Source organism: Nitrospirota bacterium (assembly GCA_040757335.1).
Classification (GTDB): domain Bacteria; phylum Nitrospirota; class Nitrospiria; order 2-01-FULL-66-17; family 2-01-FULL-66-17; genus JBFLXB01.
Genome location: JBFLXB010000002.1, coordinates 62,750 through 85,371 on the forward strand (window position 1 = coordinate 62,750; position 22,622 = coordinate 85,371).

Sequence of the window (22,622 nt, forward strand, 5' to 3'; positions counted from 1 at the left end):
CATGGATCTTTCGATCATTGTCGTAAATTGGAATTCTGTGGCCTATGTACGCAAATGCCTGGGCGCCATTGCCCACAACTCTGGAGGACTCGACATCGAGGTAATTGTCGTTGACAATGCTTCATTTGACGGTTGTCACGAAGTCGTCAGTAGGGAGTTTCCAGAAGCTGTTTTCATACAAAATAAGGATAATCTCGGATTCGGCGTCACCAATAACCTCGCCGCGGCAAGGGCAAAGGGATCAAGATTGTTGTTTTTGAACCCAGATACCGAAGTGCTTGGAGATGCTCTTGCGCAGATGGCGTCTATCTTCGAGCGTCGGCCTGAGGCCGGTGCAGTGGGGTGTGCGCTTCGCAACACTGATGGCACCATTCAAACCAGTTGCATCCAGCCATTCCCAACGATTTTGAACCAAGCTCTCGATTCGGAGATCATTCTGCATATGGCTTCTAAGTTTGGCTTCTGGGGTGTTGGGCCGCTCTTGTCTAGCGCAAAAGGTCTCTACAAAGTCGATGTGATATCCGGTGCCTGCCTAATGGTTCGCAAGGCTGCCTTCCAGGCAATCGGAGGATTCAGTCCGGACTATTTCATGTACACGGAAGATATTGATCTCTGCTACAGGATGAGGTTGGCCGGCTTCGTGAACTACTACATATGCAGCGCAGCCGTTGTCCATCACGGTGGTGGGAGCTCGAGCAACAGAAAGGAGAGATCTTTCGCGAACGTTCAAATGCGGGAGTCGGTCTATAAGTATTTTAGAAAAACGAGAGGGAGGCTCTACGCGAGCTGTTATCGTTCAACTATGTTGACAGTTGCACTCGCTCGGCTCGGACTTCTGGCGGCTTTGTCCGTCCCATTCGCATTCGTGGGACGGTTTCCATCGATCCGGTCCTCACTCATAAAGTGGCTCAGTATCCTTCGGTGGTCGCTGGCTCTTGAGAAGTGGGCACGGTAGCCTGACAGGGCGGGGACCAGTTGTGAAATGAGTGGAATACCATCGTAATGTGTGCGATCTGCGGTAAGCTTGTTCTCAGCGGTCGCGGAAGGGTCGAGCGTGAAAATATTGAACGCATGACCAACGTCATGCGACACCGTGGTCCCGACGATGGCGGCATTTACCTGTCGCAAGGGGTTGGACTAGGGCATCGACGACTCTCAATCATAGATCTCCAGACCGGCGGGCAGCCGCTGTCGAACGAAGACGGAACGGTCTGGGTAGTCTTCAATGGCGAGATCTATAATTTCAAAACGCTTCGCGAAGGCCTATTGGTGAAGGGACACCGGTTCATTACGGAATCGGATACCGAGGTTATCGTCCATTTGTACGAAGAGTATGGTGTCGGTTTTGTATCGAAGCTGCAGGGGATGTTTGCCATTGCTGTTTGGGATGACCAGCGTAGGACACTCGTGCTGGCGAGGGACCGTGTCGGTATCAAACCCCTCTATTACTGTAAAACAGAAGATTGTCTGATCTTTGCTTCCGAGTTGAAGGCAATTCTGGCCGAAGGGACAATCAACCGTAGTGTCGATTTCAGAGCTATCGATTCTCTTTTTCGGTACCACTACATTCCAGGCGAAGCGACGCTCTTCAAGAGCATTAAGAAGCTACTCCCCGGCCACTATCTGCTCTGCAGAAACGGTGTGATACAGGATATTGAGTATTGGGATCTTATATTTCCTTCGGTGAAAACTGACAAGAATGAGAAGGCGGTCAAGGAAGAACTGATGGGACTGCTGGAGAGGGCTGTTCGTGATCATATGATCAGTGACGTCCCGGTTGGCTTTCTGCTGAGCGGCGGGATGGATTCAACGGCGCTGTTGAGTATTGCCGTCGAGCAGACGGACAAGACGATCAGCACATTTACGATTGGGTTCGACTCCCCAGCCTTCGCAGACGAGCGAAAGTATGCGCGAATTGCCGCAGACAGGTTTGGCACAAGACACTACGATATGACTATAGATGCGCATGATTTTGCGGAGTGTCTGCCCCAATTCATCTGGCATATGGAGGAGCCGATCTGCGAACCTCCTGCCGTTGCGCTCTATTACGTGACAAAGCTGGCAAGCTCTCACGTCAAGGTGCTTCTCTCCGGAGAGGGCGGAGACGAGGCCTTTGCCGGCTATCCGAACTACAGAAATCTGGTGTGGCTGGAACGGATCAAGAAAGCGCTTGGCCGGCTCTCGCCCGCCGCAGGATCGCTTCTACTAATGGCAAATGGGATGGCGGACGGGGGTAGGATCGCGAAGTATGCGCAACTGATGAGCGCGGGCTTCGACGACTACTACTATAGTAGGACGTCAAGCCCTTTTTCCTTAGTGAGCCGCCATTTGCTGGATCTCTATACGGATGAGTTTCGACGTCTATTAGCGCAGGGAAAGAAGGAGGACTACAGGGAGTCCCTTCTCGGCAGGATCCAGGATCTGGAAATTCTTGACAAGATGCTTTACATCGACACGAAGACCTGGCTTCCTGACGATCTTCTGGTCAAGGCCGACAAAATGACCATGGCGAATTCCGTTGAACTAAGGGTTCCCCTTCTTGATCACCGCATCCTGGAATACGCGGCTTCACTGCCGACACGTTTCAAAGTTAGCGGTATGACTACCAAGTACATTCTGAAGAGGACATTCGACAAACGAGTCCCGACCGAGATCATTCACAGAAAGAAGACGGGACTCCCAGTGCCATATGATCAGTGGTTCGCCGGGGAGCTGCAAGAGCATATCCGCACCATTTTGCTCGACGACGCGGCCGTAAGGAGGGGATATTTTCGGCGGGAGGCGGTGGAGCGTATGCTCAATGCAAGCCTGGAACAGGCGGCCCACTCGAAGAGCCTTTTTATTTTGATTGCCTTGGAGTTGTGGCACCGATCCTTTATCGACACTTCAGCGTCTCTGACACGAGTTTAGTGAAAACCATTGGGATTGCAGCCCCCCTGAAGTCAGGGCATTGGAGGTTACTCGATGCCTTGGGAGAAGTCTTCGGCGTTCGTCTTGAAGAACGTCCTTTTGGCAGCGACGCTGGGCTTGATGCATGGATTCGCCACGAAGGGGATTCAGAGATTCGGCGGCGGCGTGCCCATAGTGACTGCCCATCCTACACCATCATCCCTGATGATCAACTTGTTCCATGTGGGATGTCCTCCACCATCGAATTCGGTCGGCATTCCGCGCTTCCTGCTGTTCTATCCGGCAGACGTGTCGAGGCTGCTGAGGCCTCGAAGTTGCAATCTCTGCCGTTGAACTTAAGGAACGATATTGTAGTTCTTGCCTCTAAAGGGGGGGCCCCGTTCTGGGCGATGCAGGAAGTTGATGGGCGGCAGCATCACTACGTCGCCTCACCCCTTCCAGAGTTGAACGAAGGGGAGCCACTGTTTCGATACTTCCACGGGCGGGAATTCTTGCAACTGCTTCCCTTAATTCTCTTTCTGCGCAATCTGACTGAGGATAAGCGCTGGGAACAGCCCCCTCTGCAAGCGTGTTTTATGTTTGACGATCCAAATCTGCATTGGCGAACATACGGTTTCGTCGATTTCGCGGAAATAGCGATGCATGCAGAAAGGCACCGGTATCACGTGTCATTTGCTACGATTCCGCTCGATACATGGTTCGTCCACAAGTCCACATCCGTAATATTTCAGCAGCAGCGTGATCAACTGTCACTGCTGATCCACGGGAATGATCACATAGCAGAGGAATTTGCCAGGCCGTACTTGGCTGAAGAGCTCGACACAAAGTTGTGGCAGGCACTCAGACGAATTGGCGAGTTTGAACGCCGTTCCGGTGTAGAAGTAGCCAGAGTGATGGCACCTCCCCACGGAGCGTGCAGCGAAAGTACTCTTCGGGCGATGGCACAGTTGGGGTTCGAAGCCGCCTGTGTGTCCCGAGGATCGCTTCACCACTATAACAAAGAGGCGACCTGGGTCCGTACCCTCGGCATGAGACCATCTGAGATGATTGGGGGGGGGCCTGTGCTATTAAGATTTCCTCTTAAGCGAAGTTGTCATAACAGCATTCTGATTGCAGCACTACTCCATCAACCTGTCATCGCGGTTGGGCACCACCACGATGTTGCGGAAGGGTTACATCTCCTTTCTGACTTAGCTGGATTTATCGATTCAATCGGAACCGTGCGGTGGGGAAATATGAGGCAGATCTGTCGGGGGCACTATGCACGGAGGCTGGATGGGAAAAGCCTTTCTATTAGAATGTTTACAAAACGCGTAGAGGTTTGTATCCCTGATGGAATAAATGAACTCTGGGTGGAGGAGCCGAGGCTGCGAGTGGCTCAGTCCGCGCCATTTTTGTGGAGACTGTTGGGTGAGAGGTCAGGATGGAATCCGCACCTCCCAGATGCGCCGATTACCGTGCGACCTCTGCAGAGACTTGAGATCGTATCTGAGTTTCCGACATCGCCCGTGATCGACGCAATGAAGGGCAATGGCCTTCGCCTTTGGCCCATGGTGCGCAGACAAATCACGGAAGTGAGGGATCGGATATCACCTGTGCTGAGACGAGCTACCGGATTTGCAGCGAAAGCGAAGATAGATCGAGGTGCGTGATCGTTTGCGTAAGATAATAAAGGGGTCGAATAGGTGAACTCTATTGCCATATCGTTTCTACTCATCAACGCGGCGGCGTTGCTGCTATTGCCCCGTCGTTTAGCTGCACTGCCTCTTTTGGCGGGAGCGTGCTATATGACCCGTGGCCAGGGGATTGAGGTCGGACCGTTCCACTTTATGGTGCTCAGAATGTTGATTGCCGTTGGGCTCGTACGGATCATGTCCCGAGGCGAGCGGATGACGGGTGGAATGAACGGCCTGGATTGGCTGATGCTGGCATGGGCCCTCTGGGCCTCGACCAGTAGCGTCTTTCACAGAGATCCTTGGGGGGCGTTGGTATATCGACTAGGGGTCGTTTACGATGCGTACGGAATCTACTTTCTGATTCGGGTTTTTTGTCAGTCCCTCGATGACGTTATAGGGCTGTCCCGCCTAACAGCGATCCTGTTGGTACCGGTTGCTGCTGAAATGGTTTATGAAAAGCTCATGTCCCACAACTATTTTGCGGTGTTCGGCGGCGTGAGCGCCGATCCGTACATCCGAGAAGGCCGTGTCCGAGCAAATGGACCATTTGCCCACGCCATATTGGCTGGGACTGTGGGTGCTGTTTCTGGGCCCCTTATGGTGGGGCTGTGGAGAGATCACCGGTTTTGGGCTATCGCCGGGATTGTAGCCTCTCTAACAATCGTGATTGCCAGTACGTCGAGCGGCCCGATCATGAGCAGTGCTGCGGCTGTGGGAGCTCTGGTTATGTGGCGGTTTCGCCGACGGGTTCATCTCGCCCGATGGCTTGGGTTAGCAGCGTATGTCGCCCTTGATTTGTACATGAAAGACCCAGCATATTACATTATTGCGCGAATCGATTTAGTTGGCGGTAGCACCGGTTGGCACCGAGCTAGACTAATACAATCGTCGATCGAGCATATCTCTGAATGGTGGTTTGCTGGAACTGACTATACCAGACACTGGATGGCGTCAGGCGTCTCATGGAGTGCAGAACACACTGACATTACGAACCATTACCTTCAAATGGGAGTTATAGGTGGGTTGCCCCTGATGTTGCTCTTCATCGGCACCCTTGCCAAGGGATTTTCCTTCGTGGGTCAGGCGGTTCGGCATACGGATGACTTCTCACCCCACTCACGGTTCGTGGTCTGGACCCTTGGAGCGGCGTTATTCACACATGCCGTAACATTCATTTCAGTCTCGTACTTCGACCAGTCGTCACTATTCATTTATCTCAATCTTGCTCTCATCGGATCTGTAAAGTCTGGAATACGATCGTGAAAGGCCTAGTAGCGATTGCGAACTTCGGAAGCAAGAATGCTAAGTATCTAGAGAGACTGCTTGATGAATATCGTTCGATGAAGCGGTATGAGGTCTCTATCGCTGTCCTGTCGAATGTCCCAAAGGAGCTTGGTTCAGACGTCGAAGTCATCGTGGGTCTTCCGGCGAAGGATCCATGGTCGCTCCCGTTTGGCCATAAGACCTTATTTGCTAAGCGGATAGAGGAATATGATTTTTTTATCTATACAGAGGACGACACTCTCATAACTGAACGTAATATTGACGCCTTTATTCAGGTTACCCGAGTTCTGCCAGACCGATACATTTCGGGATTCATTCGCTACGAGATATCCCCAGAGGGGAAGAAGTTCTTCACGACGTTTCATGATCATTTCCATTGGGACCCGAATTCGATAGTAAAGATCGGAGAGTATATCTTCGCTCACTATACCAACGACCATTCGGCATGCTTTATCTTGACTCGAGGACAGCTAAGAAAGGCGATCGAATCTGGTGGGTTCCTTTTGCCGCCGAGGAAAGGGCGCTATGACATGTTGGTAACAGCGGCGACGGATCCCTACACTCAGTGCGGAATGAAGAAGCTAGTCTGCATTTCTCATTTGAATGACTTTTGTCTTCCGCATCTCCCTAATGCCTACATTGGCAGGATAGGACTTGAGGCCAAGTGGGCGGATAGGGAGATCGAGGCCCTTAAAGTGCTCTCCGGCACGCCCACAATCCGAGGCCCTTTGTTTGATACGAGCACGCTCCTCGATGATGCTAGGTGGGATAAAAAGTACCACGAGCCCCGCCGAGACGATATTCTGTCCCTTATCCCAAAAGGCGCGAACCGGGTCTTGTCAGTCGGATGCGGATGCGGATCAACTGAGGCCGACTTGGTGATGCAAGGCGTGGAAGTGATTGGAATTCCGTTGGATTGCGTAATTGCGGTAAGCGCTGCCGCAAAAGGGATCAAAACAGTTAATCCGAGTTTCGAAGCTGCCAGGGAGGCCCTGCGGGGTATGCACTATGATTGCATCGTATTCCAGGATGTACTTCAGCATGTAGCTGATCCAATTGCGACGCTGAGGGACTTCCGGCCGTTTCTGTCGGAAAACGGTTCCATGATCATCAGTGTGCCAAATTTCAACTACCCCTCGCTACTACGCGAAAGAGAGCTTATGAGGCTTCGCGCTCGAGGCGTTAGCGACGGTCAGTGCTTCAATCGTTACAGGCTACATTTTACTACGCGAAGTATGCTCTCGTTATGGTTGGATAGAAGCGGGCTTGTGGTGACCAAATCGTGCTCCGTGGTCGAACCTCGCTACGAGGTGTTAGGTTGGGTCTGCCTGGGTCTACTGAATAACTGGTTCTCGCGAAATATCGTTGTGCGCGCCGAACCGCTGCCACATGAGTCTGGGGTGGCGTGGAAGAACAAATGAACAACCCCATGGTAAGCATTGGTCTCCCTGTTTTTAATGGTGAGAGATTTATCGAGAGAGCTCTGGTTTCACTTTTAAATCAGGACATCGATGACATTGAGATAATTATTTCCGATAATGCCTCGGATGATGAGACCGAGGTCATTTGTAGGCAATATGCTCGGAACGACAAACGGATACAATATTCGCGCAATAGGGCCAATGTTGGCGCAGCCGGGAATTACAACAAAGTATTTCAGTTGGCGAAGGGAAAGTATTTCAAGTGGGCGGCCCATGATGACGAGTGTTATCGCACGATGTTGCGGCGTTGTGTCGAGGTTTTGGAGGAGGCACCTGAGTCCGTGGTAATGGTTTATCCGCAGGCAGAGTTAATTGACGAAGAGGGACGAACACTAGAGACGGGTTCAGATCGAATTGGCTTCAGTGACCCGCGGCCGCATCGCCGTCTGGCGAAAATTCTCTGGTCGTTGAACCTCTGTGACCCGGTGTTTGGATTGATCAAGGCGGAGGTCCTACGGAGGACAGGGTTGATCGGCCCTTTTTTCGGCGCAGACAACGTCCTGCTCTCTGAGTTGGCGATGCTTGGAGAGATTCGGGAATTGGATGAGGTTCTCTTCCGGATGCGGATGCACCGGGGGCGGTCCATGAAAGCGAATCCGAGCCACCGTGCTCGAGCCGCATGGTATGATCCCACCGCCGCACAGAAGGTGTTTATTCTTCCAAGCTGGGAACGGATGGTGTGGGAAATGTTGCGGGCGGTTTCGCGTGCGCCGCTTAGCTCCGCGGAGAAGTTGAGATGTGGTCTGGTCGTGACGACGGTGCATTACTGGAGGCGCTTTAAAAATGCGGGAGGCCGGCTCAAGGGCCGAGTGAGGGACGTCGTCGGCGGACAGCCAGCGGATCAAGTAAAGCAGCAGTTGGGGAGGCGAGGGTCCTGAGGTGATTCGAGGCGATCGCGGGGTGTGTTGGCCGTGTTCGGGATTCTTTTCTGGCTTCCAAACGTCTTCATTGACCCGAGCACAACGTTCGTCTGGACTGTGGGCCTGACTTGGGACGCTGCTGGGCTCGGGGGCGTTTTTTGTGGCGGCGTATCACACGCATTCCGGAGATTGGGGGCGCCTCGCGCCCGTCGTATCACGCGCGGCATCACTGATAGGTTGATCGGCGTGTACTCGTACGGGATTTATCTCTGGCACGTAACCGCTATTGGAGTTTTGGAGCGAGAATTTGGTGGACGTTTAGTGGCGTTGGCCGGCGGCCCGAACCAGTTTGTGTGGCTGGTAAGCGTGCTTGTGGTTGGCAGCGGGGCAATCGTGGCGGGAGCTATGGCGAGCAGACTGGTTGAGTGGCCCGTGTTGCGTCTACGAGATCGGATTGTGCCATCGCGTACAGGATCACTCCAGCCGGCTACAACGAGAGTGCACGCGGATACGGGATCGTTCCCCGTGTCCCGGCCTGAAGAGCCGGTGCGCACGGTCGGCAGACGCAGAGCGGGATTCTGCGACTGTCTGGTGAGGAACAGACGGAATGGCACGTGGTTCGAGTTAGAGCCGGGCGTGCGTAGGAAGGATGCTCTTGGCGGCGATTGGCGATAAAGAGGTGACAGAAGCTCCGATGGCCAGCACCACGAGTGTGCAAAACGCCCGTCCAATGGGGGCACTAACGAACGCTGGTTGGAATGCGTTTGCCACCATTTGCAGCATCGCCATCAGTTTCCTGTTGGCTCCTGTGCTGATCCGTAACCTGGGAACGGAGCAGTACGGCCTTCTGCTGGTGGTATGGTCCGTAACCGGCGTTTTGAGCATCACGAACCTCGGGGTCGGCGAGGCCACACTTCGTTATGTGGCTCACTATCTCGGAGATCGAGATCTGGCAGGCGTCAATCGGGTCTTCGGAGCCACGCTGTCCTTCTATGTGGTGGTCTGTGGCATTGTTACAGGGGTCTTTCTTTTTGCGGGCCCGGTGGTGGCAACGTTGTTGAAAGTACCTGCCGGCGAATATCCGTTGGTCGGTTCGCTGTTGCGTCTTGCGGCCCTGCTGTTTTCGCTCGGAATGATCTCGAACGCATTCCAGTCGATTCCCATGGCCCTGCAGCGATATGATATCAGCAGCAAGGTCGGAACTGGCCAGGGTATAATTCGTTCCATTGGTTTTGTAGTTCTCGCGATCTCAGGGTTTGGGGTTCTCCATGTGGTCCTGTGGGATGTCCTGATTGCTTTTGCGACACTGTGCGTGCGAGTGGGAGTGGCTCGAACGCTTTTGCCGGGAGTGCTGTGGGTGCCCAAGGCGTCGTTGGCGGGACTGCGGGAGATCTTCGGCTACGGAATGTTTTCTTTTCTGACTCAAATCTTCCTTTCCCTCTACCGCGAGTCTGGAAAACTTATCCTGGGAAATCGCGTTGGTCCATCCGGTGTAGCCTATCTCGGAGCGCCCGACAGTGTTGCTTATAACATTTATATGGTCGTCATTAGCGGCATTGAAACCTTGATGCCCAGATTCAGCGCCAACCGGGACGCAAGGACTGCGAATGCTCTCGTTGTGAATGCTACTTGGGCTGCTTTGGCCGCTGCCGTGGCGCTGTTCATTCCCCTCGCTACGCTTATGGCTGACTTCTTGCGGCTTTGGATCGGACCGGAGTTTGCGCGAGAGGGTGCTCCAGTGGGGCAGTTACTGGCTATAAGTTTTATTGCACCGGCTGGATTTGCCCCGATTGCCACATTCTTTCGAGGAAGCGGGAAGCCAGGGTATGTGACGATTGTAATGGCTTCGGCAGGAAGCGCAGTTCTATTTGCCAGCGTGTTACTGGTGCCCGCACACGGACCGGTCGGGGTTGGATACGGTTATCTGCTGAGCTCAATCGGGTGGCTGTCGGGCCTGTTATGGGGCTGGTTTCGCATCTTCGGGGGCCGTTCGATCATACTGCTAACTAGGACAGTGGGTGTACCTCTGTTGCTGGCGGGTGCCGTGTTTACAGCCCAGGTTGCTATTCGGGGGCATTTCGGTGAGGTCGGATGGCTCGGCTTGTTTGTCCTGGGCGGCGTATTCGCGGGGTTGACGGGTCTACTGGTCATCGGTGCGGATCTGCTCTTCGGCGGCGACTCGCTATCAAGAAGGGTACTGGAACGAGCCTTTCGCTCGAGGCAGATCGATGCGATCTGCAACCGCATCCGCCTTTGGCAAGCTCGGTGACCTTGGAGCGGTATGGCAGCGACAGAAAGCGAATGTGGGCGGTTCATGGTGAGTGGTAGACAAGGAGATTGATGACCACTATGCGGACGATGCTTGGAAAGCTCAAGAGGCGTGGTGCTTCCGCTCTAGAGGGTCTCATCGTTGGGACGCCGATGCCTCTGGCGGTTCAAACGTGGGCGATCAAGTGGTTGTTGCCGATGGACCCTTGGCCGAAATCGCTAGCCTATCAGCAGTGCCTTGCGGATCGCGTCATGAGGAACTACGGCGCCATCACCCAGAGCGGTCCGTTTAAGGGTATGGTCTGTATCCGAGACGCGAAAGAAGGATGTCTGGTTCCGAAGCTGCTCGGGTGTTACGAAGAAGAACTCGCGTCGACGATTGAGGCCTTCCTCCAAAGGGGATTTGACCGCATTATTGATGTAGGTTGTGCGTCGGGTTATTGGCTAACTGGGTTGGCCCTTCGAATGCCGAAAGCCAAGGCGTTTGGCTTCGATGGCGACAAGGAGGCGCTGGCGCGCTGCTCAACGCTGGCGGCGTTAAACAACGTTCAGTCTAGGATCACGTTGCTTGGCCTCTGTACTCCAGCGGAACTTGAGAGGCTCATAACAGATCGGACTTTCGTGTTCATGGATTGTGACGGACCGGAATACGAATTGCTGGATCCTGGCGCGGCACCGTCTCTTCGCAAGGCCGATATCATCGTCGAGTGCCATGATTATCTCAACCCGAAGATTTCATCCACCATCCAAGAGAGGTTCAGGGCGTCCCACTTGATTGACAGGATAGAGAGCCGAACTAGGGAGCCGAGTGTCGAGCGGTATCCCGGGCTTAAGGTCCTTCCACGCCAACACTGGGCAGGCGCGCTCGACGAACGGCGGCCAGCTGTTCAGGAATGGCTGATAATGCGCTCCAAACATCTGCCATAGGTGGTCGGGCGAAAGGGGCACTAATAGATGATCAGCGTCTGGCTTCGAGAGATCCTATACGAACGTTTCATTCGCGGAATACAGGGAGGATATGCGGACGAGGAGGGCAGTCTGTGTGGCAGTAGGTCGGCCATGGTCTTCTCGCCTCACTTCGACGACGAGACACTCGGGTGTGGCGGCACGATTATAAGGAAAACCCGTGTTGGGACGAGAGTTCAAATCGTTTTCATGACCGATGGGAGCACGTCGCATCGGAGTCTGGTGTCCGGGGAAACGCTGACGAAGATGCGCTCGGCTGAAGGCGTGAATGCGGCCATCAATCTCGGGTTAAAGCCTGACAATGTCACTTTACTAGGCTTCAAAGAAGGGGCCCTTGCGTCCGAGTCAGAGAGAGCAGCTAAAAGAGTCAGTGAATTGATCGAGGAAGAGAATCCCGATGAGATTTTTATTCCTCACCGTAGCGAGCCGTTGCTATGGTCTGCTGACCACCGCGAGACGACGCGGATCGTGAAGAAAGCGTTAGGGCTCTTGGGAAGGAATCCGATAGTCCTCGAGTACCCCGTATGGTACTGGTATCACTGGCCTTGGGTGGGGATAGATATACTGGAGCACAACTATAGAAAGGTGATCCTGAAGAACACTCTTTCTCAGTTGTTCGGGCTAAGAATCGGGAGGGATTTTAATTATGGCGTTCGGATAGGCGGTGTGTTGGCGCAAAAGGAAAAGGCCTTGGAGGAGCACAAGTCCCAAATGTCACGGATCATACCTGACAAAGAATGGATCACGCTCAGGGACATTTCTGGCGGCCAGTTTCTAGAGTGTTTCTTTAGGGAGTATGAGATATTCCTTCGATACAAATTTCAAGGATAAGGGAGTCGACTAATGAGAAATCTGATCACAGGCGGAGCTGGGTTTATCGGAAGTCATCTCGCAGACTATTTGTTGAAGGAAGGGGAGGAAGTGGTTATCTTGGATGACCTTTCCACCGGAAGTTTCGACAATATCAAGCACCTGGTAGACAACAAGCGATTTAGGTACTACATAGGCAAGGTTGAAGACGGAAGGTTATTCGAGGGCATCGTAGACTCCGTTGATCGAATCTACCACCTAGCCGCTGCGGTAGGGGTTCAATTGATCGTGGAAGACCCGGTGCGGACCATCGAGAACAATATCAATTCAACCCAGGTGGTGTTGGAACATGCCGTAACCTACGGGAAGCCGGTCTTGGTTGCGTCCACATCGGAAGTGTACGGCCGGAGCGACAAGCTCCCCTTTTCGGAGGAGAGTGAAGTCGTATACGGGCCGACGAGCCGTTTCCGGTGGAGCTATGCCATATCAAAGGCTGTCGATGAATTTCTCTTTCTCGCGTACAACCGGCAGAAGGGACTCCCCGGCGTTATCGTGAGGCTGTTTAATACCGTAGGGCCGAGGCAAACCGGTCGCTACGGTATGGTGATTCCCCGATTTGTCAAACAGGCGCTGACTGGGGAACCGATCACCGTATACGGGTCGGGAGAGCAAACGCGATGTTTTACCCACGTTCTTGATGTTGTGCCGGCCCTACGGAATCTGATGAAGACGAAAAAGGCACAAGGACTCGTTGTGAATATCGGCAACGATGAGGAAATCACGATCAATGACCTTGCCGAGAAGATTCAAAAGAGAGTAAATCCAAAGGTAGAAATAGTCCGGCTCCCCTATGAAAAGGTCCTGGGGAAAAACTTCGAGGACATGGATGCTCGGAGGCCTGATCTCACCCGCATCCGCCAGCTCATTGGGTACCATGCCACCAAGACGTTGGACACGATTATCGAAGACGTCTACAACTACTACCGGGAGGAGTGGAAGCCAGAGATATAGGCCTACACGCCAGGAAGGCAAAGCTCAGAGAACCTAAGGAAAGGAAAATGAGGATCGCTTTTGTGTCTCAGGGGCTAGGTCGCATCGATCCGCCCAGAGCTTACGGTTCGATTTCGATCTGGACCTATGGCGTTCTTAAAGAGTTGGCAAAGAGCGAGCATATCATTGCATACGAAATGGAGGGGGGGCTCCTTCGGAGCAGGACAAAATATGAGCGAGGGGTGACGTATATTTATGCCCCCACACTGTTGAATCGCCTCATCAACCGATACCATCGGGCGTTGCATCGCGTAAAAAGCATGACGGGATATATCACTGGTTCAAGAGGCACCCCCATTTTTGCTTCGTCTATTCACAATGTGGGCTATGTTCTCTGGGTGGCGCTCAATCTGCGCAAGCAACAGTGCGATGTAATCCATATCCATCAGTTCTCTCAATATGTCCCTATTGTTCGATTCTTCAATCCCAAATCCAAAATCGTCCTCCACATGAATTGTGAATGGCTTTCGCAGCTTGATCCAGCTATGATCGCGGGACGACTTGAAGCCGTGGATGCGATTGTCGGATGCAGCACTCACATTCTTCGCCGAATACTTGAGAAGTTCCCGCATCTTGATAAGAAGTGCAGTGTGGTCTTCAATGGCGCAGATGTCGGGCTCTTCGTCCCTTCCGTAGGCGCAGTCGCGATGAATTCTCCCGACACACTTCGGATACTCTTCGTTGGTCGCATTTCGCCGGAAAAGGGAGTGCACATCTTGGTTGAGGCGTTCAAGCTTGTAGCTGCCGAATACCCCACGGCACGTCTCGAACTGGTAGGCGGGACCGGCAGTATGCCTGAAGAATTCCTGGTGTCCTTAAGTGACGATCCCGCGGTGAAGGGCCTGAAGAGATTTTACGGCAGAGATTACCTGGAGGACTTGAGGAATCGGATTCCCGAGGGGCTAGCCGATCGCGTCAGGTTCCACGGAAGTGTGGCTCATGGAGAATTGGCAGGACATTATAGCCGGGCGACGGTCTTCGCTATCTCGTCGCTCTCAGATGCATTTCCGCTAACCGCTATTGAGGCCATGGCCGCCGGATTGCCAGTAGCAGGCAGCGCCGTCGGTGGCATCGCGGAGGCGGTGGTCGACGAAAGTACGGGGCTGTTGGTCGAGCCTGACAATCCCGAGGCGCTGGCTGCGGCATTATCCAGGCTTCTTGGGGACAGCAACCTACGCAGACGGATGGGCTCTGCAGGACGTGAGCGGGCGTTGAGGTTGTTTTCGTGGCGCGCCATCGCCGACCAGGTTTCGCGTGTGTATGACACGGTAGTGGAGACCGAGTCCACGCATAAAGGCGTGTGTTGATCCGGGGCCCCGAATGGACAGCAGCACAAGCCCAGAAGGTGTAGAACGTGAGCAAACTGATTCGATGATTGATCGATTCCTTGACGAGCGGCCACCGGGTGGTGTGATCGGGACGGAAGTGAAGGCGCGGGTTGCGCGTAAGGGTGTAGACGAGGAGCGGGTGATCAGCATAGACAATGGAGCCCTCCGGATCCAGCCCTTGATTCGACCAGGGTGGGGGCGCTCTGGAATCGCCTACGGGCCATACGCGAGAAGGAACGGGTTGGCCTTTGGCGCCTTTCTCACCAATGGTCATAACATATCTCAATCCGAGCCGCTTCCCGACGGATTCAGGGCCAGACTCGTGCGCTGGGTTCGAGGGAGTGAGACGGACAAGCCGCTCACACGAATTATACGATGGCTACGAGGCTCGCAGAAGAAGTTCACGTGGCGGCGATTGTCTCATTGGTTTAGACACGGATCACGATTTCTTAAGGTGGACCCTCTCCGTGAGAATCTTGCCGTAGGGTGGTTTCCTAGTGATAGACCCGGCGATCCCTTAAGCGAGGGCAATTCGCTTATCGTCCATGCTCTCACGTCTGAGGGCGGTGAGCTCTGGGCGCGATCGGGGTTAGGCGTCGTCCGGACAGTTCGCGGACTTCAGAATGTTCCAATGTACTACTTCGTCGTATTGCGCGAAAAAGGGGCCGCATACTATGGTGCTTCGGTTCCGGGTGTGCCAGGCCTTACGGCCTATCCGAGGATGCGATTGCTGGCGGTCGACGCGGTGCACGCCGACAAAGAGGTGTACGCAGGGGTCCACCAGAGTGTCCTCGGTGAGATCGGCTTCCGGGCTGACACGAGAGTCTATAGTACGCAAGTGGAAATGCTATCCGAGTTCGACAAATGGTACGGTTCAGCGCACGGCGCTGATTCGTTGACCGGCGAGGGGAAGCTTCACCTGTCTAATGCTGAAATCGGAGGGAACTGGACGGTCTACGAGGGAGAGTTTGCTAGGACTAAGCGAGGGTTGATCGCAACAGGTGCCACGAACGTGGCTATGCTGAAGTTGAACGCGCCTGTGGGGTTGGTTCATGTTGTGATCCACACATCCGATAAGGCTATGGGAGGAATGGCATTGATCTGGCGTGCCAAGGATGAGAAGAACTACTGGAGTTTCGAGGTGGGAAGCCGGCAGTGTAAGCTGTCCGTCAATGAAGACGGATCGTGGCACAGCTTTCCCGCCGCCAAGGGCCACTACCTTGCGCCCAATGCGGAGAATGTTGTGCAGGTCGCTGATGATGGCGAGAATATCCGATTGCACCTCAATGGAGACCTGGTATACGGGACGAGTTTATCGGACACTAGGTTGGGGGACGGAACTGGAGTCGGAGTTCGAGTCGCCGGTAGCACTGACAACGCCACGGTGCATTCGTTTGAGGCCCATCCACGTGATATGCCGATTCCTAAAGCGTTCGACCTTGGGAACGCATGGTTCGAACAAGGGAATCATGTCGTTGTGGAGTGCGCCTTCGAGGGTCCACCTGGTGACCTCGCTGGGCGTACTACAAAGGTGGGAGCCAGGATCTGGAAAAAGGATATTGGACGAGGCGTTATTCAGTCGATTGGTGGACGAGGTGCAAAGGTACTTGCCACCGTCGAGAAGCCGTGTCCTGATCGGACGGCGTACACAATCGAATGGCATAACCCCACGTTTGCTGACGTCGAGGTGAAGATCACGCCCCCTGGGATGCGAAAAGGCATGAGGGAGAAAGGGCGAGGAGGCCTAATATTTTGGCAGGATGGATTAAATTACATCACTCTGAGTCTATTCCTGGGAGATTTTCCCGCCATGTCCATTGCGGCCTTCTTTTATAGGGACGGATACGAGGAGCTATATGATGCCGTATGGAGTAACATTGGCAACCGAGTCCACTGGGGAGTGCCTTATGACTTCAGAGTGGTATTCGACGGGAAGCGATTTCTGGCTTTTATAAATGGCGAGCCCGTACTCTACCGAGCGCTCTCCGACGTTTACGCGGACTGGAAGGAGCTTGTCATAAGCCGCGTTGGCATTGTCGCGAACTGGGAATGGGGAACCGACACGGGAAGTGTCTTCCACAACTTTGTCGTGAGAGATCGAGCATGACATTTCAAGAAGGCCTTCTGAGGTTACTCTCCTTGAGGTTGCTTGGAGATGTCGGGCAGCGATTACTGCGCGGGCGACTCTGGACGATTGAGCGGGGGGAAGGGGCGGGTCTGAAGGTGGTCTATCCCCAAAACCATGACTACATTCTGGGGTCAAGCGAGCGCCCAGTTCAGAACGCCTTGGCGACGCAACTCCATTCGGGCGATGTGTTCTATGATGTCGGTGCCAACGTGGGATTCTTCTCCATCGTTGCCGCGAGGCTGGTGGGATCAGAGGGGTACGTTTACTCGTTCGAGCCTGTGGAAGAGAACATTACATCCATCCGTGAGAACGCCAAAGTCAATAAGCTAGAAAATATGAAATCCTTTGAGGTGGCTGTGGGGCGAATGTCCGGAAACGAGGACCTGCTTTTGACGGAATGGAATGGTGGAGCCAGCCTCTCGACGTCGGTCGTCAAACCGGCTGTGCCGGCTTCCACAAGGAATGTGCGTGTTGTGGCGTTGGATGACTTCATACAGGCGCATAATTTGCGGGCTCCGACCCTGGTAAAGATCGACGTTGAAGGCTCTGAACTCGATGTGGTGCAAGGGATGTCAAGAACGATTGCTACGTCAAGGCCGATCCTCTTGTACGAGATTGACGATGGAAACAAGAAAGCCTTCAGCAGCCGTTGGCAGGAACTTGATCAATTGGTCGCCGGATTCGGTTACCGGATCCTCCATCTCGAAGAGTCATATCCTACCCTCAAATGGAACGTCGGGCACTCCCTGGCGGTGCCGGTGGAGTCTCCGGATGCGGGCTGAATTGTTTGGAACCCGAGGGCGCCTGCTATACGTGTTTCAGAGACTAGCTGCTGCGAGAAGTCCTAGCCCGGATTATTCATGAACGTTCGTAACGAACCCGCGCAGACGCCAGCGAAACGGGCGCTCAGAGCCGCGAGGAAGGGAGGCGTACTCAGTGCAGTACGTTGACCGACTGAGCGGCGAGACCGCCCGGTGCAGCCGCGTATCCGCGGGTACAGTAGAAGGTTCATGAATAGTCCGGGCTAGGTCCAGGTAACATTCGTCAGAGACAGAATGGAACTCTCATCCCTCGGCACACTTCACTGTCCGTTTTGTGGCTCTGGCCTCGATGTGCTGTTTCGGTCGTCGGGTGAGGGTGGCGAAGGCGATGCGGACAGCGTTCGATATGGGGTTCTTCGCTGTGCCTGCAGTCGTTATCCTGTCGTTGGGGGCATACCGATACTGCGGCACATTGATGGACTACAGAGCGTAGTGGATCTGATCACGGGCCGGGATGAACGAAGAGCACTCCTTCAGTGCATGAACGTTTTTCGAATAAAATGGGCACATCGCACACGATGGCACCAAGCCCGGTATTACCTTAACTGCCGCCGCCTTGTTGCGGATCGAGATTTGTGTTTTAGAGATGCGGTCGACCTGGTCAGGAGGCCGAGGGTGTTTGCCGACTACCTTTTCCACAGGTATGCGAATCCGAGTTTCCTGGCAGCGGCAGGGCTTCTTCAATTGCTAGGGTCGTTGGACCAAGATTCCGCAGGGGCCCCGACGGAGCGCTCAGCGCCAAAGGGGACGCTAGAACGATCCCAGGCGCCAAACTGGCGAGGCAAGGTTACCTCCGATTCTGTGATTCGCGTGATTGATTTGGCCTGCGGAACAGGGCACAGCAGTTTCCTGATGCGGCGTTTGTATCCAGAGATGTCTGTGGTGGCAGTGGATTCAGATTTTATAAGTCTCTATCTTGCCAAGCGGTTTATGGCTCCCGAGGCAACGCATTTGTGTCTCGATGCGGAATGTCCCAGTCCGTTTCCTGATAGGTACTTTCATGCGGTTTTCTGCCTTGATGCGTTCCATTACCTTCACTCAAAGAGAGCGGTCATTGGAGAACTTAGGCGCATCCTGACCTCCAGCGCAGTCTGGTTGTTCCCACATTTACACAATGCACTGCAAGACAACATAGTCGCCGGAGTTCCGCTGAGCCCTGAAAAGTATTTGGAGTGCTTCGCTTTCCTTGAGGCGAGACTCTTTGATGAGGGTGAGATCCTCCACGGATTGTGCGAGAAACGTATGCTTGACCTGGGAACGAGTTCGGCTTTATCTCGGCTGAACGAGTCTCCGACCCTAACACTGATCGGAGGCCAACCGAAACTTTGGGGCATCCACAAAGGATTTCCCTCGGCGTTTTACAGAGACCGAACTAGCCTAGAAATTAACCCGATTTACCGCGTCAAACGATCGGGAGACAAATTGGATCTGAGCTTGAAATGGCCAAATCCAGTTATGAAGAGAGAGTGCTCCGTTACGGAATCTATCGTGCCGCGTGAATATCAAGTTGATAGGAATGAATTGTTACAGTTGCTTGAGGAGAAGCGAGATCCAAATGATGAAAGACTTAGTGAACTCGTGAGTAGATTTATCCTCGTTCCGCTCCCTTCTAACTATATGGGGGAAAGGTGGAGGGCGCAGGGTTGATTGCAGAGCACCACAACTTTCCATCGAATAACGATCTGCCATGCTGATTAGCTTCGGGAGCGCCCTGGTCACAGGAGGCGCTGGCTTCATCGGGTCACACCTCGTAGAATCGTTAGCTGCCGAGGGCTGCCGGGTGACAGTCTTGGACAACCTTTCCAGCGGCAAAATGGCCAATCTCGGGTCAAGCGCCGGGCACGTGCATTTCATCCACGGGGACATCCGTGACCGGAAGACCCTGGCCCAGGCCGCCGCTGGCTGCGAAGTCGTTTTCCATTTAGCGGCGGTTGTCTCCGTGGTGCAGACAACAGAGGATCCGATCGGCACAGCTGCTATTAACGAGGCGGGCTCGCTCCATGTGCTCGAGGCTGGGCGCGCCGCCGGGGCACGTCGGGTGGTTTTTGCGAGCTCCTGTTCCGTATACGGCGATGAACCGACGTTGCCCAAGCGGGAGGATATGCGGCCTAGACCCCTCAGCCCCTACGCTGTGCAAAAGCTGGCGGTGGAGCACTACCTCCGCGTCTATCAATCGCTCTACGGCCTGGAAACCGTGAGTCTGCGCTTTTTCAATGTATTTGGACCGAGGCAGGATCCTTCGTCGCCATACTCCGGAGTCATTTCCATTTTTATCGTGAAGGCGTTGACGGGCGAGCAACCGGTAATCTATGGTGACGGTCTGCAGACCAGGGATTTTGTCTTCGTAGGGGACGTGGTTCAGGCGTTGATCTTGGCAGCGCACTCGCCGTCCGCTCCCGGCAGGATCTTCAACGTGGGCACCGGCCAATCGGTCTCAATCAACGGACTGTGGGCAACGATTGCATCCCTGTCTGGAGGGAGTGCCAAACCTGTTCATGCGCCGCAGCGGCCGGGAGAAGTCCAGCACTCTTTGGCCGCGATCGATTTTGCGCGCGAACATCTGCAGTTCGCTCCGTTGGTGAGCTTCGAGAAGGGGTTGGAGATGACGATGCGTTGGTATCGGAAATCGCTCACTTCCCGAGAAATGATCCTGTGAGTAGCAGTACGAAGAGAATCGCTCATTCTGTCAATGCGCGGAGTTACCAGTGCGGTTTTTGTGAGTGCAGTTGGGAGTGGTCGCGGTGAAAAGGGCGATTCCCCTTGTTCGAATCGGATTGGGCCTTTTCCTTTTGTTCGCATGCGCGCAACGAGAGAAGTCTGTCGAGGTCTTAGAACACTGGGTCATCGACCCTCACCCAGACGCTGGGGAGGACTGTTGCACGGACATTTTGATGCTGGGAGATGTTAGTGGGGACGGGAACATGGACGTGGTGATTGGCAGTCAAGGAGCCCAGGTTGCGGGTCTGGTGTGGTATCAATACCCCACGTGGGAAAGACACGCTGTGGCGAGCGGAGAATTCACAACCGATGGACAGTTGGCGGACATTGATGGAGATGGCGATCTCGACATAGTGATTAGCTCACTCGGTGAGAAGGAAGGGAAGATTGTCTGGTTTGAAAACGATTCCGGATCTGACCCGAGAGAGTGGATCCCGCATGTCGTTGGGAGCGCCTATGGGCATGATGTCGTAGTCGGTGACATGAATGCGGACGGAAAAATGGATATCGTAACCTGCGACAAGAAGGAGGTCGTACTTTGGACGCAGGTCAGCCTTGATGTCTTCAAAGGGCATATTATCATCGAGCGCCAGGGTGAAGGCATCGCCTTGGAGGATATGGACGAGGACCGTGATCTAGATATCGTCTTTGGAGGATCGTGGCTGGAAAACGCTGGTACGGGGGCACAGGGGTGGACGCGTTACCCGATTGCTCCGAAGTGGTCTCCCGACACCAGGGTGGCGATCGCAGACATGAACGACGACGGCTTGCCTGATGTCGTCCTGAGTGTTTCGGAGGGAAAGGGGGGGATATCCTGGTTCGAATCCCCCAAAGATCCCCGAACCGATCCCTGGGCCGAGCACTCTATCGAGAAGGGGGGCCTTGACGGGGCTCACTCGCTCCAGGTCGCTGATATTGACGGAGACGGCGATTTCGACATCGTCACGGCAGAGATGCACACTTCCTGGAAGAGGCGGGTGCTGGTCTATTTCAACAAAGGGGGATCGTTTGAGCCCGCCGTGCTGGCCAGAACCGGCTCTCATAACATGCGCTCGGCCGATATTGACAACGATGGAGACATAGACATTCTTGGCAAGAACTACGCGGGCAGAGGAAGGGCCATAGAGATGTGGGAAAACCTCTCCAGCGCGGAGGGGAGTTGGGAGTACGTGTCCGTCGACCAGAGGCGCCCCAAGAGCCAGAGGGGCAAGATGGGCACGACCTTTGGGGATGCGGATGGCGACGGCTTTGCCGATATCGTGGCCGGATCGTTCCTCTACCTGAATCCGAAGGGAAATATGCAGCAGCCGTGGAAGAGAATCGAACTGCCAGGGAACATCGACGGGTTCTTTGCCATAGACGTGAACGGCAATAACCTCTTCGATTTGGTTGGAATCGACGGCGACACCGTGCAGTGGATTGAGGCCGAAAGTGACCAACTAGCCTCCTGGAGGACCATAGCAGTTGGTAGAGTGGAAAAAGGCCGTACCCAGGGGTATTCTACTGCGAGCCTCATTCCCGGGAAAAAGCCACAACTGATTTTCACCCGCGGCAAACGCCTTTATGTTCTTCAAGTCCCTGAAGATCCGGAACGGGGTCTGTGGCCGCTTCACGCGATTTCCACAGAAAATGAAGAAGAAGGCGTGGGTGTCGGAGATATCGATGGAGATGGGGACCTGGACATTGCTGCTGTCCGTGCGGATGGACAACAATTCATCTGGTTCGAGAATCCGGGCTCCTTGGCCGGGAAATGGAGAATGCACGTCGCAGGCAGATTGATCGATCCCTCCAGGACTTTCCTGGACCGCATCGCCCTGGCGGACCTCAACAGCGACGGAAAACTTGACATCATCGCTACGGAGGAAAGGCAGGATTGGGAGTTAGCCGCCCACCTCTATTGGTTTGAGTCCCCTGCTGATTCCACCAAGACGGGGGAATGGAAACGCCACATCATCGGCAGACACCGGTCCTTAAACAGTATGGATACTGCTGATATTGATGGTGACGGCGCCATCGATATCGTCGCCGCTGAACACACGGACCAAAAGGAGGAAGCGGCGGACGACAACCTCACCCTGGTATATTTGAACAGGAACAGGGGTCGGAACTGGATTCCACATGTAGTTGAGAGAGGCCCGCACAGCAGCCACTTAGGGGCTAGGCTAGTGGATCTTAACAATGATGGGGTTTTAGAAATTGTTTCCATGGGGTGGAGCCAATACCAGTTCGTTCACTTGTGGAAAAAGGCCAACCCCGGGAATGGAGGATGAAGGGGAATCAACTATGTCCTGTATGGTAAGGCATTTAAGTCCAAGCAAGAAG

16 protein-coding genes are annotated in these 22,622 nt (G+C 54.1%); all 16 read left to right on the top strand.

Features of this window, described 5'->3' with window-relative positions:
- The first annotated feature begins 1 nt into the window (after nucleotide 1).
- Nucleotides 2-955, top strand: a complete 954-nt coding sequence (locus tag AB1451_02350; protein ID MEW6681748.1) for a glycosyltransferase family 2 protein — start codon at nucleotides 2-4, stop codon at nucleotides 953-955.
- A gap of 47 nt (nucleotides 956-1,002) precedes the next feature.
- Nucleotides 1,003-2,910 (top strand): asparagine synthase (glutamine-hydrolyzing), encoded by a 1,908-nt coding sequence (gene asnB / locus AB1451_02355; GenBank protein ID MEW6681749.1) that lies wholly within the window; start codon nucleotides 1,003-1,005, stop codon nucleotides 2,908-2,910.
- Nucleotides 2,862-4,562: a hypothetical protein gene (locus AB1451_02360; protein MEW6681750.1), complete on the top strand. Its 1,701-nt coding sequence runs from the start codon at nucleotides 2,862-2,864 to the stop codon at nucleotides 4,560-4,562. The genes asnB and AB1451_02360 overlap by 49 nt, the downstream gene beginning before the upstream one ends.
- Nucleotides 4,563-4,595: 33 nt before the next feature.
- A complete protein-coding gene (locus tag AB1451_02365; GenBank protein MEW6681751.1) occupies nucleotides 4,596-5,849 on the top strand; it encodes an O-antigen ligase family protein in 1,254 nt (417 codons plus the stop codon).
- Nucleotides 5,846-7,291, top strand: coding sequence for a class I SAM-dependent methyltransferase (locus tag AB1451_02370; GenBank protein MEW6681752.1), 1,446 nt, complete (start codon nucleotides 5,846-5,848; stop codon nucleotides 7,289-7,291). The genes AB1451_02365 and AB1451_02370 overlap by 4 nt, the downstream gene beginning before the upstream one ends.
- Nucleotides 7,276-8,229, top strand: a complete 954-nt coding sequence (locus tag AB1451_02375; GenBank protein MEW6681753.1) for a glycosyltransferase family 2 protein — start codon at nucleotides 7,276-7,278, stop codon at nucleotides 8,227-8,229. Before AB1451_02370 ends, AB1451_02375 begins: the two co-directional genes overlap by 16 nt.
- 637 nt (nucleotides 8,230-8,866) lie before the next feature.
- Nucleotides 8,867-10,480: an oligosaccharide flippase family protein gene (locus AB1451_02380; GenBank protein ID MEW6681754.1), complete on the top strand. Its 1,614-nt coding sequence runs from the start codon at nucleotides 8,867-8,869 to the stop codon at nucleotides 10,478-10,480.
- A 71-nt stretch (nucleotides 10,481-10,551) separates the two neighbouring features.
- Nucleotides 10,552-11,406: a hypothetical protein gene (locus AB1451_02385; protein ID MEW6681755.1), complete on the top strand. Its 855-nt coding sequence runs from the start codon at nucleotides 10,552-10,554 to the stop codon at nucleotides 11,404-11,406.
- A gap of 27 nt (nucleotides 11,407-11,433) precedes the next feature.
- A complete protein-coding gene (locus AB1451_02390; protein MEW6681756.1) occupies nucleotides 11,434-12,276 on the top strand; it encodes a PIG-L deacetylase family protein in 843 nt (280 codons plus the stop codon).
- Nucleotides 12,277-12,288: 12 nt separating this feature from the next.
- Entirely contained in the window at nucleotides 12,289-13,266 is a 978-nt protein-coding gene (locus AB1451_02395) for a GDP-mannose 4,6-dehydratase (GenBank protein ID MEW6681757.1), read from the top strand.
- 47 nt (nucleotides 13,267-13,313) lie between these two features.
- On the top strand, nucleotides 13,314-14,612 hold the full coding sequence (locus tag AB1451_02400) for a glycosyltransferase family 4 protein (protein MEW6681758.1): 1,299 nt from the start codon (nucleotides 13,314-13,316) through the stop codon (nucleotides 14,610-14,612).
- A gap of 652 nt (nucleotides 14,613-15,264) precedes the next feature.
- Entirely contained in the window at nucleotides 15,265-16,740 is a 1,476-nt protein-coding gene (locus tag AB1451_02405) for a hypothetical protein (GenBank protein MEW6681759.1), read from the top strand.
- Nucleotides 16,737-17,543: an FkbM family methyltransferase gene (locus tag AB1451_02410; GenBank protein ID MEW6681760.1), complete on the top strand. Its 807-nt coding sequence runs from the start codon at nucleotides 16,737-16,739 to the stop codon at nucleotides 17,541-17,543. The genes AB1451_02405 and AB1451_02410 overlap by 4 nt, the downstream gene beginning before the upstream one ends.
- Before the next feature lie 840 nt (nucleotides 17,544-18,383).
- Nucleotides 18,384-19,229, top strand: coding sequence for a class I SAM-dependent methyltransferase (locus tag AB1451_02415; protein MEW6681761.1), 846 nt, complete (start codon nucleotides 18,384-18,386; stop codon nucleotides 19,227-19,229).
- Nucleotides 19,230-19,269: 40 nt separating this feature from the next.
- Complete coding sequence (locus AB1451_02420; GenBank protein ID MEW6681762.1) at nucleotides 19,270-20,238, top strand: SDR family oxidoreductase; 969 nt, start codon at nucleotides 19,270-19,272, stop codon at nucleotides 20,236-20,238.
- A 235-nt stretch (nucleotides 20,239-20,473) separates the two neighbouring features.
- Nucleotides 20,474-22,570 (top strand): VCBS repeat-containing protein, encoded by a 2,097-nt coding sequence (locus AB1451_02425; GenBank protein MEW6681763.1) that lies wholly within the window; start codon nucleotides 20,474-20,476, stop codon nucleotides 22,568-22,570.
- Nucleotides 22,571-22,622 lie beyond the last annotated feature (52 nt).